The organism is Ruegeria sp. ABM4_193 (genome assembly GCF_056158705.1).
In genome coordinates this window covers 291,413-307,641 of the sequence record NZ_JBSWTT010000001.1, presented here as the reverse complement: position 1 = coordinate 307,641, position 16,229 = coordinate 291,413, and the positions used below count along the sequence as shown (strand labels likewise).

General features: G+C 56.3%; 14 protein-coding genes. 6 read left to right on the top strand and 8 right to left on the bottom strand.

Features of this window, described 5'->3' with window-relative positions; all coding sequences use genetic code 11:
* Window positions 1–77 precede the first annotated feature (77 nt).
* The 4 genes from ACXADZ_RS01495 to ACXADZ_RS01480 are packed head-to-tail and all read left to right on the top strand — an operon-like array spanning window position 78 to window position 3,849.
* Complete coding sequence (locus ACXADZ_RS01495) at window positions 78–1,109, top strand: branched-chain amino acid ABC transporter permease (protein ID WP_171672661.1); 1,032 nt, start codon at window positions 78–80, stop codon at window positions 1,107–1,109.
* Between the two features lie 3 nt (window positions 1,110–1,112).
* Window positions 1,113–2,318: a branched-chain amino acid ABC transporter permease gene (locus ACXADZ_RS01490; protein ID WP_171672658.1), complete on the top strand. Its 1,206-nt coding sequence runs from the start codon at window positions 1,113–1,115 to the stop codon at window positions 2,316–2,318.
* Window positions 2,319–2,328: 10 nt separating this feature from the next.
* Window positions 2,329–3,084, top strand: a complete 756-nt coding sequence (locus ACXADZ_RS01485; protein WP_171672656.1) for an ABC transporter ATP-binding protein — start codon at window positions 2,329–2,331, stop codon at window positions 3,082–3,084.
* Between the two features lie 9 nt (window positions 3,085–3,093).
* Window positions 3,094–3,849, top strand: a complete 756-nt coding sequence (locus ACXADZ_RS01480) for an ABC transporter ATP-binding protein (RefSeq protein WP_171672653.1) — start codon at window positions 3,094–3,096, stop codon at window positions 3,847–3,849.
* A 486-nt stretch (window positions 3,850–4,335) separates the two neighbouring features.
* Here the strand turns inward: ACXADZ_RS01480 and ACXADZ_RS01475 are convergent, their stop codons facing one another.
* From ACXADZ_RS01475 to ACXADZ_RS01460, 4 genes are read right to left on the bottom strand one after another with little or no spacing between them, the layout of a single operon-like run.
* Entirely contained in the window at window positions 4,336–5,247 is a 912-nt protein-coding gene (locus ACXADZ_RS01475; protein ID WP_475192210.1) for a glycosyltransferase family 4 protein, read from the bottom strand.
* A gap of 13 nt (window positions 5,248–5,260) precedes the next feature.
* Window positions 5,261–6,247 carry a glycosyltransferase family 2 protein gene (locus ACXADZ_RS01470; RefSeq protein WP_475192209.1) on the bottom strand — a complete coding sequence of 329 codons (987 nt, stop codon included), beginning with the start codon at window positions 6,245–6,247 and terminating at the stop codon, window positions 5,261–5,263.
* A 20-nt stretch (window positions 6,248–6,267) separates the two neighbouring features.
* Window positions 6,268–7,182 (bottom strand): glycosyltransferase family 2 protein, encoded by a 915-nt coding sequence (locus ACXADZ_RS01465; protein WP_475192207.1) that lies wholly within the window; start codon window positions 7,180–7,182, stop codon window positions 6,268–6,270.
* On the bottom strand, window positions 7,179–8,417 hold the full coding sequence (locus ACXADZ_RS01460; RefSeq protein WP_475192205.1) for an oligosaccharide flippase family protein: 1,239 nt from the start codon (window positions 8,415–8,417) through the stop codon (window positions 7,179–7,181). Before ACXADZ_RS01460 ends, ACXADZ_RS01465 begins: the two co-directional genes overlap by 4 nt.
* 195 nt (window positions 8,418–8,612) lie before the next feature.
* Here ACXADZ_RS01460 and ACXADZ_RS01455 point away from each other — a divergent pair, with 195 nt between their 5' ends.
* Complete coding sequence (locus ACXADZ_RS01455; RefSeq protein WP_475192204.1) at window positions 8,613–9,842, top strand: polysaccharide biosynthesis/export family protein; 1,230 nt, start codon at window positions 8,613–8,615, stop codon at window positions 9,840–9,842.
* Window position 9,843: 1 nt separating this feature from the next.
* Here the strand turns inward: ACXADZ_RS01455 and ACXADZ_RS01450 are convergent, their stop codons facing one another.
* The 4 genes from ACXADZ_RS01450 to ACXADZ_RS01435 form a co-directional block, all read right to left on the bottom strand.
* Window positions 9,844–12,231 (bottom strand): ATP-binding protein, encoded by a 2,388-nt coding sequence (locus ACXADZ_RS01450; protein WP_475192203.1) that lies wholly within the window; start codon window positions 12,229–12,231, stop codon window positions 9,844–9,846.
* 195 nt (window positions 12,232–12,426) lie between these two features.
* Window positions 12,427–12,933: a putative pterin-binding protein gene (locus ACXADZ_RS01445; RefSeq protein ID WP_475192201.1), complete on the bottom strand. Its 507-nt coding sequence runs from the start codon at window positions 12,931–12,933 to the stop codon at window positions 12,427–12,429.
* A gap of 101 nt (window positions 12,934–13,034) precedes the next feature.
* Window positions 13,035–13,916 (bottom strand): UTP--glucose-1-phosphate uridylyltransferase, encoded by an 882-nt coding sequence (locus ACXADZ_RS01440; RefSeq protein ID WP_475192199.1) that lies wholly within the window; start codon window positions 13,914–13,916, stop codon window positions 13,035–13,037.
* Between the two features lie 20 nt (window positions 13,917–13,936).
* Window positions 13,937–15,310: a WecB/TagA/CpsF family glycosyltransferase gene (locus ACXADZ_RS01435; protein ID WP_475192198.1), complete on the bottom strand. Its 1,374-nt coding sequence runs from the start codon at window positions 15,308–15,310 to the stop codon at window positions 13,937–13,939.
* Window positions 15,311–15,562: 252 nt separating this feature from the next.
* Here ACXADZ_RS01435 and ACXADZ_RS01430 point away from each other — a divergent pair, with 252 nt between their 5' ends.
* Window positions 15,563–16,177 (top strand): response regulator transcription factor, encoded by a 615-nt coding sequence (locus ACXADZ_RS01430; RefSeq protein ID WP_170752082.1) that lies wholly within the window; start codon window positions 15,563–15,565, stop codon window positions 16,175–16,177.
* Window positions 16,178–16,229 lie beyond the last annotated feature (52 nt).

Below are 16,229 nucleotides of genomic sequence, written 5' to 3'. Positions count from 1 at the left end.
CGGTGGCCAGACATCTTAAACAGGGTTGATCCTGTTATATCAATCAATTCACACTGACCAACCCTGAGGTGGGGCCAATGGACGCCATCCTATTGCAAATTTTAAACGGTCTGGACAAAGGATCGGCCTATGCGTTGATAGCGCTGGGGCTGACGCTCATTTTTGGAACGCTAGGCGTTGTGAACTTCGCCCACGGCGCACTGTTCATGATCGGTGCGTTCTGTGCCGTTACTCTGCAAAAGCTCATGAACCTGAGCTTTGTGACTATCGACGAGAGCCAAACCGACTTTCTGGGCAACCCATTGAAGGTAGAAACACCTTACGTCGAGGCTTGGTTCGGCCTAGAGGCCGGTGCGACGATCATCGACTGGTCTGTTCCGCTGGCTATCCTGTTTGCGGTCCCGATCATGTTAGCAGTTGGCTACGTCATGGAACGCGGGTTGATTAAGCATTTCTATAAGCGCCCTCACGCTGACCAGATCCTTGTGACGTTTGGTCTGGCGATCGTGTTGCAGGAAATCGTTAAATATTTCTTCGGCGCCAATCCAATCCAAACGCCCCCGCCCGACGCGCTGAGCGGTTCCATCGACCTTGGCACAATGGTTGGATTTGACCCCAACGCCATAATCTATCCGATTTGGCGTCTGGTTTACTTCGGATTTGCAGTTGCCATTATCGGCGCTGTTTTCTCATTCCTGCAATTCACCACGTTCGGCATGGTCGTGCGCGCCGGAATGGCGGATCGCGAGACCGTAGGCTTGCTGGGAATAAACATCGACCGTCGTTTTACGATTATGTTCGGTATCGCCGCCGCAGTGGCCGGTTTGGCTGGTGTAATGTACGGTCCGCTAAACCCGCCAAATTATCACATGGGGATGGACTTTCTGGTTCTTAGCTTCGTTGTGGTTGTTGTCGGCGGCATGGGCTCGCTGCCTGGAGCCGTTCTGGCTGGCTTTCTATTGGGCATCCTGGAGAGTTTTGCTTCAACAACCTGGGCTACCACAACAATCCCCGGGATCAACCAAATCATCATCTACCTTGTTGCCATCATTGTGCTTCTGACACGCCCGCGAGGGTTGATGGGACGCAAAGGCGTGATGGAGGAATAATCGATGTTTGGATTGAACAAAAAAGACACCAGCCTTCTGATCATCGTCGGCCTTCTCACCCTTCTGGCCCCGTTCATTCTGAACCCGTTCCCCGAAGGCAGCGCCATGGCGCAATTTAACGCGGGTTATCCGGACTTGATGCAGCGCTTCGTGATCTTTGGCATCTTTGCCATTGGGTTCAACATCCTATTCGGCCTTACCGGATATCTGTCATTCGGTCATGCGGCCTTTTTGGGTGTCGGATCGTATTCAGCCGTATGGATGTTCAAGTTGCTGAGTTACAATATCATTCCAGCTATCGCGCTCAGCGTTTTAGTCGCTGGGTTGTTCTCGTTGCTGATTGGGTTTATCAGTCTGCGTCGGTCGGGCATCTACTTTTCGATCCTGACGCTGGCCTTTGCGCAGATGAGTTTTGCATTGGCCTACTCTGTCTTGTCGAACCCCAAGTTTAACCTGACCAACGGGGAAACCGGTCTGCAGGTTTATGCAGACGATCCGCAAATCCTGCAGGGAGCCAACTCACCGGATCTGCCACATCTGTTCGGGCTGCCGATGCGCGCAACCTATACTATGGACGTGGGAGCATGGAGCTTTGATTTTAACGCGGGATATTATCTGTGTGCAGTAATCATGATGGTGGTGTTTTATCTGTCCATCCGCATCTTCCGCTCGCCTTTCGGCATGATGCTAAGGGCCGTCAAATCAAACCAGCAACGGATGAACTACACCGGCCTAAACTCAAAGCCGTACACGTTGGCGGCGTTTGTTATATCTGGCATGTATGCTGGTCTAGCTGGTGGGCTGATGGCCGCGATGGACCCGCTAGCAGGCGCAGAGCGTATGCAGTGGACCGCTTCGGGTGAGGTTGTTCTGATGACGATCCTAGGAGGTACAGGCTCTTTGATCGGTCCAGTACTGGGTGCAGGCTTTATCAAATATTTCGAGAATATTTTCTCGAAGATCAACGACAACGTGTTGCACAGTTGGTTTGCGTTCCTGCCTGACGGTTTGGAGGACGCGGTAGTATTTGTGATCCATCCGTTCATTGGAAAAGGTTGGCATCTGACGCTTGGCATCCTTTTCATGCTAGTCGTAATCTACTTGCCAGGCGGTCTTGTCGAAGGTGGCCAGCGTTTGCTCAACCGGATGAAGCGCAAGAAATCAAAAGCTGACGATGCAAAGTCGGGCAAAACGGAACCGGCGGAATAGGGGGCGAGCTATGGCAATTCTAAGAGTCAAAGACGTGAGCAAGCGCTTCGGCGGCCTCAAGGCACTGACAGACGTAAATCTCAGTGTGGAGGAGAACTCAGTTCACGCGATCATCGGACCCAATGGCGCTGGCAAGTCGACTTTGCTTAATTGTCTGGTGGGAAAGCTTATGCCAGACACTGGTTCCGTATTGTTTGACAACGCCTCGGTGTTGGGGCTTGAGCCCTTCCAGATCAACCAGATGGGTATTAGTCGCGTGTTCCAGACGCCAGAGATTTTTGGTGAACTGACGGTGATGGAGAACATGTTAATCCCGATTTTCGCGATGCGTGACGGTGCATTCCGGATGCACGCATACGAGACCATCGCGAACGAACGTGACATCGTTGAACAAGCCGAAGCAATGCTGGAAGAGATGAACATGGCGGACAAACGCGAAATGCATGCAGCTTCGCTGTCTCGCGGTGACAAGCGGCGGCTTGAGATTGGCATGTGCCTCAGCCAAAACCCGCGGCTATTGTTACTGGATGAACCAACGGCGGGGATGGCGAGGGCGGATACAAACAACACAATTGACCTGCTAAAACAAATCAAGGATGAACGCGACATCACCATCGCAATCATCGAGCATGATATGCATGTGGTCTTCAGCCTTGCCGAACGCATTACAGTTCTGGCTCAGGGTACGCCCTTGGTTGAAGACACTCCTGAGAACATTCGCGGAAACCCCAAGGTTCGCGAGGCCTATCTAGGCGAGGCTGCGTAAGGAAAAGCTATGAACGAGAAACCTGACTTTTCGAAAAACGCCAATTTGGCCAGCACGGCCCCCGCTTTTCTCTCCGTTTGGGATATGCACTCCTACTATGGAGAAAGCTACATCGTGCAAGGCGTCAGCTTCAATGTGCACGAAGGTGAAATCCTGGCTCTTCTTGGGCGCAATGGTGCGGGTAAAACCTCAACACTTCGTTCGATAGCAAGAGTTGGAGAGCCTGAAGTAAGACATGGCGAAATCTGGCTAGACCATAAGCCACTACACAACATGACAAGCTACGAAGCTGCAGCAGCAGGCCTGGGTCTTGTGCCAGAAGATAGGCGCATTATTCCTGGCCTGACTGTTGAAGAAAACTTACTGCTTGCTCAGATTGCCCCGCCAATCGGATGGTCACTGGAACGGCTTTACGAGTTGTTCCCACGTTTGGGGGAGCGAAGAAAACAAGAGGGAATTACACTGTCAGGAGGCGAACAGCAAATGCTGTCAATCGCCAGAGCCTTGGCGAGGGACATCAAGGTCTTACTTTTGGATGAACCATATGAGGGATTGGCTCCTGTCATTGTCGATGAAATCGAAAAGACTCTCATTCACGTTAAACAACAGGGTATGACCACGATAATCGTTGAGCAGAACGCCGTACGCGCTTTGGAGTTGGCAGATCGTGCGATCATTCTAGATACTGGGACTATTGTATTTGATGGTACTGCGAAAGAGGTGCTTGAGGACACCACCCTGCGTGAGGAATATCTGGCGATCTAGCTCGCGTATTCCGTGCTAATTAGACCAAGCATGCAGGTCTAAATCGTGTCCAAAGCACATGTTTGCTTCAGATTTAGTGAACATACTTGCGTTAAATGGAAAAGTTGGAAGCATAGAGGCGAGAAAATAGCCCGGCAGTTAAGACCGGATGAATTTTCTAGTTTTACAAGATCTCTTTGTCCACTGTGTCCGCGGAGCGACACTCAGAAGGTGTTTGAACGCTGCTGTGCGGCTAACGGCGACTTTGTCCGCGTAGCGGACGTTCGCTGCAACTTACTTGAATGTCTACTTTGCGGACATAGCTGCCGTCCACTTGGCACAAGGCAATAACCGCTCGCAGTCCACAGAGGGCACCAAGATTTACTGCGCTAAGCAGGTTCGCGCACAAAACGCAAAGCTGGCCTCAAGCAATTTCTTTGAAATCACAATTGATTTTGCCGCGAATGGCTCGGCAAAAACGCAAAAGATCCAGTGTCAAGTTTTGATTCAGCTGCTTTTCTCAATAGTGTTGGAAAGCAGAAAATTATTGATCGCAAGTCGCCAATCATAAGGGTCAAGGTTGCAGAATGAAACTCTCGTATCTCCTTCACGGTCTTGTAACCCATCGACTTTACTGGCGATCACATTGCGCTTCGCGGCAAGCGCTTCGTCCAGCACAAGTCCGTAAGCCTCCCAACGCGACGGAATCGCAACGATATCGATGGCTTGATAGGCCTCTGCAGGGTCCTCGGCGTGGCCCCGAAATTCTATGCGCGGGTCACCCTCTGCCAGTTTCTCAAGGTATAAACGCTGACTGCCTTCGCCAAAGATCAACAAACGCGCGCCCGGCGTTCGGGTTAACCGAAAGCCTTGGATCAGGATGTCGAAGCCTTTCTGCTGCTCGAGCCGCCCGATGGCACCAATTGTGGTCTTTGACTTGGGAGGCATTGTGTTGCGCGACAACTGCTCAAGATCAACGGTCGGAGGAATGACGGTCAACTTTTCCGAGGTGGCCAGGCGTCTTTCCTTCATCCAGCCCGACTGCGAATGGCTGACCGCGACCACCTGATCGAAGAAGGAATAGATCACCCTCAGCATTGCAAAGAACCGACGTTTGTGTGGGACATTCAGAGTGGTGAATGCCCGGGTGTAACTGTGTTCGACATGGACCAGTCGAGTGTCCAGATGCATTGCGCGAAGCGCCGAGAACGCGGGTAAGCTTCTCCAGCTTGGTACGACGTGGGACACGATGACATCCGCATTCAGTTTTCCCCAAGAAAATGCAGTCCGTTTGACCTTCAACACCTTTTGATCGACCGTTTCGGACAGATCTGATTGCACCAAAAGATGGTCGAGCATCCGCATCACGCCGCCCGCTGTCGTGTCGTCCACCAGGTGGAGTATCTTTTTCTGTTCCATGATGACGCCTCTCTCAGATCGATTGCAGTTTGGATTTCATTTGTCCCAGCCGGGTGATCGGGCCGGGTCCAAACGTTTTCAACACAAGGGCTGCGGCGAAAGTGCTGAACGTTTTCATAGGTTCCTCAAACACCGGGCGGAGGCTTTCCTGGACGCTGCATGCAAACAACTCCCAAGCTTTGTCCCGATCGAGGTTGGTGATAGCCCGCCGCGCCAGATAGCGCAGCTGATAAGCACGGGACGCGGGTTCGTGCTGGGCAAAGAATTCAGGGTTCAGCGGGCGCAGCTTCGCGACCATCCTCTCCCACGCCTCTAACTGGCGATCTAAAGCCGCCGAAAGCCCGCCTGCATTGATCCGGTAGTGGGTCAGCAGCCCCGGAACACCTTCGATCTGCCAATCGGTCTTCAACATCAGCCGCATCCAGCATTCGATATCTTCTGACTGCCGGAAGGTCTCATCGAAGACCCAATCCCGCTCGGTTTCAAAGCTCGGGCGGTAGGCCAAAGCCTCCAGCACTGTCTTTCGAATAACGGCCGCCGATCCGTTGCCGATCGGGTTGCGGTTCAGAACATGTGCTGCGGTCACATTCTTCAGGCGGGGTGCTTGTTTGATCCCCATCATGCACCCCGCTTCGTCGATCAAGGCACTGCCGGAGTAACTAACCCCCACATCCGGTTCGGCCTTGAGATGGTGAACATGAGCCGCCAGCTTCTCGGGCATCCACAGATCGTCGGCGTCGCAAAAGCCGACTAATTTCCCCCGCGCGGCAGCGATGCCAGTATTTCTTGCCCCCGCCAGCCCACGATTGGCTTGCCCGACAAGTCGTACGCGTGTGTCGCCTTGGTGCGCGCGAGCAATCTCGGAGGTCGCGTCCTGCGATCCATCGTCGACGATGATGATTTCGAAATCGTCATAGGTTTGCGCCTGCAGTGAGGCGAGCGTTTCGGCCAAGGTTGCTTCGGCATTGTAGGCGGGTACGACGATGGATGCTGTGGGCATGGTGATCTCCTTCAGAATTCTTAAGAAAACAACGCGCTTTTGATTGCTTGCGGTAGGATCGGGGCCAGCGCGGCCCCTGCGGCGGTAGGCAGTCCTCGGCGCAGGGGCAGCAGAAAACTGCGCGCATGCAGGCTCAAGCCTTTGCGTGTGTAAGACAGCGCCTGACCCTGATGCCCCAACCGCAACGCCCGGCGGGCGAGATAGCGCAGATAGACGGCCTCGGACGACCGTGACGGAAACACGCCATATGATGCGGCTGTTTTGACCGCGTAGGCCCGCCCAGCGCGCATGGCAGCCAAATCCGAGGACAAGCCCCGGGCGCTGGTGCGATACCAGACCTGAAATTGATCCACCCCTTTGATGGTGAACCCTTCGCCTGCAAGGCGGATCAAAAGCTCCAAGTCTTCGTTATGCACCGTTCTCGCGTCCAACCCGCCAACGGCGATAAAGATCTCGCGACGGATTGAAAGGTTGGACATGGTGCAGACCGGGTTCTCAGCCAACAGGTCCTGAATGGTCAGTGGTGCGTTAGGAACCCTCGAGCATGTCTGAGAATCTCCGATCTGATCGGCGAAGAACCTGATCTGCCCAAAAACAGCATCCGTCGAAGAGGATTGGAAGGCTTCGTTCAGCTGCGCCAGCTTGTCCTTGTGCCACAGATCGTCTGCATCGCAGAACGCCAGCATGTCTCCCTTGGCCAGTTCGGCCCCATAGTTGCGGGCGGCACTTGGGCCATCGAAGGGGCTGCTTGCGATCCGGATACGGTGGTCTTGGGCAATGTGATTCAGCACAATGGACAGGCACGCCTTCGAGGGACGATCGCCGACGCAGATCGCCTCCCATTCCGTGAAGCTTTGCGCGCGAATGCTGGTCAGCGTGTCAGCAATTGTGTCCGCATCGGTGTGAAACGGCACGATGATGGTAAAGCGGGTCATTGGAAGCCGAACCTCTCTGTTGTCTTTTGATCCCGAGGAAGCAGAACCCAAGAGGCGATCAACATGAGGGCAGCACTGGTCGTCAGGTATCCCATCGCCACCGGCATCAGCCCGAACGGCGCCATGATCGCGGTATTGAGGATTAATGCGAATGCAAGGGCCGTGCTGACTCGTAGCTCGGTGATCGCGCGGTTCTCGGACCGCAGCCAGCCGGCCACGGCGGACCAGATAACGCTGGGCAATGCGGCAAGGCACAAGACCGAGACCACCGATGAAATCTGTTGCCACTCAGCACCCAGCAGCAGCGGCACGTAGATCGGTGCAAGCACGGCTTGCAGCAAAACCAACGGGCTCAGCACCAGGAGGGACGTGCCGAGCCCATGACGCAGCGCCTTGGTTTTATCCGGGGCTGCGCAAAGATGTGGGAAAAGAACGACTGAAAAGGCCTGCGTGAACGATGTCGCCAAGCCGAGCCCAGCGTTGAAAGCCATGAAGTAGATGCCAAGGCTCTCGGCCCCCAACATCGCGCCAACCACAAGCTTGTCGGCCTGCAAACGCAGAACTTTGACAACCTCAACCCCCAGAACAGCCCAGCCAAAGTCAACAAAGGGGCGAAGGGCGGCAAACCCGCGCTTCGCGTTTGATGCCCAGGGACGTAGACGGCGCATCAGGACAAGCCAAATCGGGGCGGCCAGCAATCGGGGCAGCACCAAAGCCAGCGGCGAGGCCCAGAGCAGCGCCAGTAGCGCGGCCATAGCATTTGCGCCAACCACCTGCCCTCCGGCAACAGCGGCTGTCTTTTGTAGCTTGCCCTCACGCATCGCAAGCGCGGCCTGCACCAGACCGGCGGGCATGAACAGGTACTCTCCGGCCAGAATAGCGAGCAGCAGCGCCAGGGTCTGGTGCCCTATCGCATAGAGGGCAATGGCGATGGTCACCTGCAGCAAAAACAGCGCCCCGCACCAGACCCAGAAGATACGATGCGCGGTGTTGCAGCGCTGTTCCAGCTCGGACTGCGGGGCTTGGATGATCCTCTGCCCCACGCCGTTCTCGGTCAGCGCCTTTAGGATATCCCCTGCCGCGAGGGCAGCGGCAGCCAGCCCTATAGCCTCGGGGCTGAGGGTGCGGGCCACAACCACGACCACCGCAAGACGTGAGGCTTTTGCCGCCACTTCGGACACCGCATAGGCTAGCAGGTGCCGCAGGAAACTGGAATGTACCAATCGCTGAGTCATATCGCCAAGTGTCCAAAAACAGTGTTGGGATCAGTTCTAATTGGCAGTGACATCCCTGTCCCAGACGCGGGCGGACAGCCAGACGAACCATCGGGCGAGCGACCTATCCGATTGGGATAAACGGCAATCCCGATGCCGGTCTGACACACATCGAGACACTGCTGTAGCTGTGGATGCAGTTCAGGAGAGTTCAAAATGAAACGACATTTCAAAGTTTTGGTTTTAGGGGCCGTCAGCGCGATTGCTCTATCGGGTTGCAGCAGCATGAAGACCCCGCGCAACATCGAACCCGTCGCAAAAGGCGAAAGCTATCAGGCCCAGTACCGTGCCCCATCACGGCGCCGGGCAAATGCGCCGTTGCTGCAAGCGGAACACTTGAACGGGCGCGCCTGTATGCCTCCGACCGGGGATCAGGGCACAGACGCCTTTGCCAAATGGTCTAAATCCGCGCTTAGCCCTTTGCTGGGCGAGAAACTTTCGCGCAATGATATGGTGCAGATCACCATCGACGGGGATGAGCTTCTCAGCGACACCTATGTTGTGTCCCGCGATGGCGACCTGAAGCTGCCGTACCTGCCACCGGTGCGCGCGCAGGGCAGAACGACCGAGCAGGTCGAGCGGGACGTGGCCCGGGTTCTGGTGGCCGCACAGTTCTACGACAGTACCCCGCGCGTCACGGCGCGCATCAGCGATTTCGCCTCGGTCACTGTCGGCGTGAAAGGTGCGGTGTTTGAACCCCATTCGGTCGAGATCGGAGGCATCCCCGGCGACGCACTGGATCGAGGGCGTCAGGGCGTGCTGGGTGCCTCGACTGAGGCGCGCAACCTCTCGGTCGCCATTCGCGCTTCCGGAGGTGTGCGCCCGGATGCGGATCTGTCAGCAGTTGAGCTGCACCGGCAGGGCACGATCTACCGGATGGACCTGCGCGGGGTGTTCGAAGGCTCGGATCCGACCGACATCATGCTGCTGACCGGGGATCAGATCGTGATCAACAGCCGAGGGTGTTTCCAGGATGATTTGATGCGTCCCAGCCCGATCAGCCCGCCCGGCGTAACGCTTTATATGTCCAACCTCACGCGACCTGCCACCGGCAACGCAGAGTCGGCCATTGGAAGAGACGTGCGCGAGGTACCCTATGGCACGCGCTACCTGCAGGCCGTAGTCGATACCAATTGCGTCGGTGGGGCCAAGACCACCAATGCCAATCGCAGCGCGGTCCTGTTCACCCGCAACCCGATGACCGGGAACTCGATCGTTATTGAACGCAATATCGAAAAGCTGCTGCGACGTGGGGATCGCGATGACTATGACCCCTATGTTCTGCCAGGAGATGCGATTGCGTGCTACGACAGTAAGGTTACCGGCCTGACCGAGGTCGCCCGCGCGGTTGGCATCGTCGGCGCAGCGGTGCTGCTGGCGCCCTAAGTCAATCCCAAGCGGGCGATGATTTCGCCCGCTCCCAAGCAGTGGAGACTGCAGCGAGTTTGTTAGTGATGTCTTTGTGTTCTTTGGCTGCAGTCTCTACCGCAACTAACGCCTCTCGAAACTCTTCCACGCCGAAGGTTGCTGCACTCCCAGCCAGTTTGTGACAGGCCTGAGCTATTTGATTGAAATCTGTCTGGTCAAATGCCCCGGTTTCTAGCTGTTCAACCAATTCATCCCCTTCGGCAATGAACTTGGCATGCAGGCGGGCAAAGACTTCAGGGCCGAGGCTGCCTTTCAACTCCGCTAACGGATCTGGCTGCGCATGCTCCGAAATCTGCCCGTCGGTGCGCGTGACCACCGAAAGCGCCCTGCGCAGGGCATTCAGCGAAATCGGTTTTCCAATGAAAGCCGTCATACCGGCGGCGCGAAAGGTCTCAACCGCATCTGGCAGGACATTGGCCGACACAGCGATAATCGGCACATCGGTCGACTGCCCCTGACCGCCACGAATATGGCGTGCAGCGGTTGGTCCATCCATCACCGGCATGCTGATATCCATCAGGATCGCGTCGAACCGCTGACTGCTGGCCTTGTCGACGCCGACCTGCCCATTTTCCGCTGTCGTTACACAATGACCGTCCAGCGCCAGCATGTTGCAGATGACCTCGAGGTTGATCTCGTTGTCTTCGACCACCAACAAGTTCAGAGGGCGAACGGTCTCGGTATTGATCTGAGCAGCTTCTAGCAGTTGGTCGCGCGCCGACGGCTGCAACGGTATCCGCAGCCAGAAAACACTGCCTTCGCCCAATGTGCTTTCCGCCCCGACCTCACCGCCCATGGTCAGCGCGAACCTACGGGCAATTCCCAAGCCAAGCCCGGTTCCTCCGACCGTGCGACCGATAGAGGGATCGCTGGTGTAGAAGTCATCAAAAATGGCGTCGATCTCATCATCGGCGATGCCAGCCCCGGTATCGATCACACGCACTTCGTATACATGTGCCTTACCCTGATCTTCAGGTTCACATCTTTCGACCTCAATAGAAACACGGCCATTTTCGGTAAACTTGATCGCATTACCCACGAGGTTCAGCAGAATTTGCCGCAACCTTTGCGCATCAGTCGCGACATGCGGATAGGCTCCACCCACCCATTGCCAAGAGATTGAGTTGCCGCGCGAGGCCGCATTGCCGCTTTGACCATCCACTAGGTCCTGCAGCATCGCGTTCAGGTCGGTTGGCTCGTGCGCGACTGACAGCTTGCCGGCCTCGAACCGAGCAATATCCAGGACTGCATCCACATGATTTTGCAGAACCTGGCCCGAGATCTCCATGTTGCGGACAAACTGAGACTGCTGTTTGGTCGTGCGTGTATTCTTGAGAAGGGTGAGGTTGCCCAGCAATCCGTTCAACGGGGTTCTGATCTCATGACTCATAACAGTCAGAAAATCCGACTTGGCCTTTTCCCCGGCAAGGGCACGGTCGCGGGCCGAGACAAGCTCTTTCTGATCCGAAACGCTTTGTGAGATATCGCGGACAAAACCGATAACAATTTCCTCGTTCCCGGCCTGAGCGGCCTGCAAAGCGAGTTCGACGGGAAATACATCGCCATTCTTGCGCAACGCCTCAAGTTGAACGCGACCCTTGCCAACCACGTGGCGGTCGCCCCCGCTCTGCATCCGCTCCATGCCTGCATCATGCGCCGCGCGTAGATGCGCAGGAACAATCAAGTCGCCGATCGAACGCCCTTTGGCCTCATCTTCGGAATACCCGAAAATCGCCTGTGCAGCTGGGTTGAACTCCAGCACTTCGCCGGCGGCGTTCACCACGATCACGGCATCCAATGAGGTAGAAAGGATCGTATTCATGCGCTGGTTGGCTTGCTGGATTGCCCCTCCGCGTCGATCTGCCCTGCGATTGACCACCAAGAGATAGGCGCTGACCGCGGTCAGCGTCAGAAACAATCCCCCGGACAAAACGGCCAGTTGAAACAGGCTGAGCGCGGTTTCTTCACGGCGCTGATCCGACTGGCTTGCAAAGTACGAGATCGCCGAGACCGAAAGCTCTCGCACTTTTTGAGCGATCCCCTGCGCGCCGTCATAGAGAACCGGCAGCCCCGCCTTCAACCCAGGGTCCTCAGCATCGATTGTAGGCACCGAGACCTCCAGATATGCGGAGACGTCGTTCAGAGGTTCAGCGAATTTCGGGTCACTTCGCAGCGTTTCAAACAGACGCGAGGTGTCTAGAATATCGATACGGCTGTAAAAAAGATCGAAACGGCGCCGGACAAGGTCCAGGTTTTCTGTGCTTGGCTCTGCGTCCGATACACCCGTCTCAAGCGCGTGGAGGTAGAACAGGAACTCGACCTCGACCTGCGTCAACGTCCATTGCACGTTATCTGTCTGGGCTGACTGGCGGTCGCTTAGGTCAGATATCACCTTGACGGACAGCAACACGACGAAAGCAAGGGCGCCCAAAACGGCTATACCGATGAGCCCGAGAGCCCACCGGCGCCGCGAGTGGTTTTGGAAATTTCTTGTCAATGTCTGGCCCGCATCGCCCACTTCATACTGTATTGTAACCCCACGCTATTTAACGATTTCCAACCTGTCGAGTTGCCAAATGCTGCGGGAGTAAATCACCTCGGTCTGGTACTTGGTGTCACTGTCGTATGGATATACGATCCATAGCGGACCTTTCTGCCGCCGTGACATCGCCGCGCCGTCCATCTCATAGGCGACAATCGGGTCCTGTGCCGAGATCGACTCCACAGGGATCTCAACCGCGTAGTCGTTGATCGCCGTCGCCCGGATCGCCTCGCCCTCTGCTCCGATCCGTTCCAGCAAGACAGACAGGGGGACGCCGACAAAGTTGGTTTCGCCTTCAGTCCAGATCGTCGAGGTTTCAAAACTGCGCTGCGGCAGCGCCTGCAACATTTCCATATCGAACTGCGCCGCCCCTTCGGGCCCGGTCTGTGCGATATTGCCCGAAATGGTCAGGATGACCTCACCTGACGGGGCCGCCAAGTCTTCGGCTTGCGCAGACGTCAGGCAAAAAGTGAACACCGCTGTGAGGATCGCAAAAACCAGACGCATCTTAGTCTCCATTTCTTTGACCTTAAGAAACCAGAAAGAGGTCCGTCGCGACAGATGGGCAAGGGGATACGCACCTATCCGAACGGATAGGTGCCTCTGTCTTATGCGGCGGCAGACAAGAGGTTCATGCGCTGACCTAACATGGATTTGAACCCGTCCCGCAGTTCGGCACGTTCCAACGCAAAGACGGTGGTTGCCTCAAGATATCCGGCGACCGACCCACAATCGAAGCGCTCTCCCTGAAAAGCGAACCCGTGGCATCCGATCTTTTCGATATCGGACGCAATCGCATCAGTCAGTTGTATCTCGTTGCCCGCGCCGGGCGCCAATCCGTTCAGTTGATCGAAGATCGACGGGTGAAGAAGATACCGCCCGACAATGCCAAACTTGGACGGGGCCTGATCGGCGGAGGGTTTTTCGACCAACCCTTTCAGATGCTGCACCTGCCCAGCCCTATGCGCGATATCGACCACGCCATAGGCGCTGATCCGGTCGGATGGGACGGCTTCAGTCGCGATCATGTGGCTGCCTTCAAAGTTCTGGACCATTTGCGCCAGGACCGGGCGCTGCGCATGGATCACATCATCCGGCAGGATCACCGCGAAGGGTTCATCACCGACAATGTCACGTGCCAGAGAGACTGCGTGGCCCAGTCCGCGCGGGCTGTCTTGTTGGATAAAACTGTATGCCTCATCCTCAAGATTCGTGCGGAGCAAACGGTTCAGCAGGGTGGTTTTGCCGCCATCCTTCAGTTTGCGCTCCAGCCCCGGGTTCCGCCCAAAATACGTCTCCAGCGCGGATTGGCCGGTTGAGGTGATGAAGATGAATTCATCAATCCCTGCGGCACGGGCCTCGTCCACTGCATATTGGATCAAAGGGCGGTCGATCAGCGGCAACATCTCCTTGGTCACCGATTTGGTGGCGGGCAGAAACCTTGTGCCCAGACCCGCGACCGGGAAAACAGCTTTGCGAATACGTGTCATATTAATGCTCCTAGGGTTGATCAGTAAGCGCCGCGCCCCGACACGACGGCACGTGCGGTCAATGCGATGAGGAAGAGGTTCAGAAGGGGCGAGCGGGAGCGAACATAGGCTGTATCCAGTTCGATCATGCGGTCGAAGCCGATGCCCGCGCGGCCCGAAACCTGCCACAGGCCAGTGATACCGGGACGAACCTGCAGGCGCTCCAGCGCTTGGTCAGGATATGCGGCAACCTCTTCGGGCAAAGCCGGGCGCGGTCCGACCAGCGACATATCCCCTTTCAGCACGTTGAAGATTTGCGGCAGTTCATCCAGAGAGAACCGACGCAGAACCTTCCCAACGCGAGTGATGCGTGGATCATTTTTGACTTTGAAGCACACGCCCTCACGATCCGAATGGTTGAGCAGATCCGCACGCCGCGCTTCTGCGTCTTGCGTCATCGAGCGGAACTTGTACATCGCGAAGGGCACCCCGTTTCGACCGATACGTGTCTGCCGAAAAAAGGCGGGGCCGCGACTGTCCAATCGCACCAATGCGGCGATTGCGGCCATGGGCAGGGCCAGAAGAGACAGCGCGACCACCGCCAAAGTGAGGTCCAGCAGGCGACATGCTGAGACCTTGGGGACAGAATTGTGCGCGGCACGCCCGAGGAATTCGAAATTGCCCATTAGATATCTGCGGGCCATGCGGCGGGGCTCCATCGCCAACCGCCATGCCCACTCCATTCGGGCGTGCCGAACGATGCGCGGTGCCCGACGTACATTGCCGGCCAGGAAGTCGAACAAAGCCCCCACGCCCAGCACGATGCGAGGGTCAAGCCGGTGGCGGTTCCGCGTTATCCACAGCTCCTGCAGCGGGACGCCCATTGCGACCAACAGGATGTCTGCGCCAGATTGGTTGATATCGTCGATCGCCTCATCAACCCGCACGGCCTCTTCAAATCCATCGCGCGTGCCAGCCACGGCCAAATCGGGGATCATGTGCTGCAACCGCGCCGCCGCTGCCTGAGCTGTTCCGGGACGTCCCCCCAACAGGTAGACCGACTGCCCAAGACGCGCGGCCCGTTTCAGCAGCTTGGGCACAAAATCAGTGCCGTTCAGATTCTCGGCCAGCTGGACACCTTGCAACTTTGCCGCGACCTCCACCCCAATTCCGTCAGGTAGGATCATGTCTGCCCGGGCCAAAGCTGCTCGATATGTATGGTTGCGGGCCCTTATATTTGCGCAATGTGCATTCAGGAAAAACACAGTCCGGCGGGTCCCATCCAGCAGTTTTGAGATCACCTGTCCGGATCGGGCGTTCACAACTGGCAGACCCAAAATCTCAGGCTTTTCCAAAGTTGGTTTGGGTGTTGGCTGCGCGCCTTTATGCATATCTTGGACTGACAGGAACTGCATGGAACTCTCCGATCAACGATGACAATCTGTGGCTTCAGACTGCCAATGAGACCCTGCAACCGATAGGCGAGCATCCGGAGAGGGATCGGAGAATAGGTCTATTAAAACGACCCCGCAGCACATAGCGTGGTGAAAACGGCCGGCTGACCTATCCGATTGGATATTCACCTGTCCGTCAGGAAGGCTTCATGCCATGGGTTCAATGTTTTACTAACGCATTTGGGTGTGGTTGGGGGCAGACGGAGATTTGAGATGAAAGTTCTTATTGCTGACGACCACGACCTTATTTTGGATACGCTCGTTGCCTTCATAGATGCAGCAGGCGGGATCGAGGTGGAGACCGCGCCGGATTTCCCAGCCGCGAAAACTTTGATTGAGAACGACGGAGCCTTTGATCTGGTTCTTCTGGACCTGAACATGCCCGGCATGAACGGGTTGGCCGGACTTGAAACCTGCATCGCTTTGGACGGTGCCCAGCATGTGGCCCTGTTTACCGGCGACACCTCGCGTGATCTGGCGCAACGCGCGCTAGAGCTTGGTGCAGCCGGTTTCGTCCCAAAAACTTTACCGGCTAAATCTCTGGTCAACGCGATCCGCTTTATGGCGATGGGGGAACAATACCTTCCTGCGGGTTTCATGAACGCAGAGCAGCCGGAAGACTCCCACCCCATGGCTCAAAAACTGACAGAGCGTGAGCGGCAAGTTCTGAAAGGGCTGACTGAGGGCAAATCCAACAAGGAAATCGCTCGTGATCTGGATCTGTCAGAGCCGACGATCAAACTGCATATGAAGACTTTGTACCGAAAAGTTGGTGTCAGCAATCGAACGCAGGCCGCCCTGGCCGCGCGCGAGGCTGGGTTGTTCTAGGCCTAACTATCCGAAGGGATAGGGGACGCTCCCAATCCCCTCGGCCCCTAGC

What these genes read in the sequence shown, in the direction of transcription:
- ACXADZ_RS01495 (WP_171672661.1), top strand. Translation starts at nt 78, where the DNA reads ATGGACGCCATCCTATTGCAAATTTTAAACGGTCTGGACAAAGGATCG.
- ACXADZ_RS01490 (WP_171672658.1), top strand. Translation starts at nt 1,113, where the DNA reads ATGTTTGGATTGAACAAAAAAGACACCAGCCTTCTGATCATCGTCGGC.
- ACXADZ_RS01485 (WP_171672656.1), top strand. Translation starts at nt 2,329, where the DNA reads ATGGCAATTCTAAGAGTCAAAGACGTGAGCAAGCGCTTCGGCGGCCTC.
- ACXADZ_RS01480 (WP_171672653.1), top strand. Translation starts at nt 3,094, where the DNA reads ATGAACGAGAAACCTGACTTTTCGAAAAACGCCAATTTGGCCAGCACG.
- ACXADZ_RS01475 (WP_475192210.1), bottom strand. Translation starts at nt 5,247, where the DNA reads ATGGAACAGAAAAAGATACTCCACCTGGTGGACGACACGACAGCGGGC.
- ACXADZ_RS01470 (WP_475192209.1), bottom strand. Translation starts at nt 6,247, where the DNA reads ATGCCCACAGCATCCATCGTCGTACCCGCCTACAATGCCGAAGCAACC.
- ACXADZ_RS01465 (WP_475192207.1), bottom strand. Translation starts at nt 7,182, where the DNA reads ATGACCCGCTTTACCATCATCGTGCCGTTTCACACCGATGCGGACACA.
- ACXADZ_RS01460 (WP_475192205.1), bottom strand. Translation starts at nt 8,417, where the DNA reads ATGACTCAGCGATTGGTACATTCCAGTTTCCTGCGGCACCTGCTAGCC.
- ACXADZ_RS01455 (WP_475192204.1), top strand. Translation starts at nt 8,613, where the DNA reads ATGAAACGACATTTCAAAGTTTTGGTTTTAGGGGCCGTCAGCGCGATT.
- ACXADZ_RS01445 (WP_475192201.1), bottom strand. Translation starts at nt 12,933, where the DNA reads ATGCGTCTGGTTTTTGCGATCCTCACAGCGGTGTTCACTTTTTGCCTG.
- ACXADZ_RS01440 (WP_475192199.1), bottom strand. Translation starts at nt 13,916, where the DNA reads ATGACACGTATTCGCAAAGCTGTTTTCCCGGTCGCGGGTCTGGGCACA.
- ACXADZ_RS01435 (WP_475192198.1), bottom strand. Translation starts at nt 15,310, where the DNA reads ATGCAGTTCCTGTCAGTCCAAGATATGCATAAAGGCGCGCAGCCAACA.
- ACXADZ_RS01430 (WP_170752082.1), top strand. Translation starts at nt 15,563, where the DNA reads ATGAAAGTTCTTATTGCTGACGACCACGACCTTATTTTGGATACGCTC.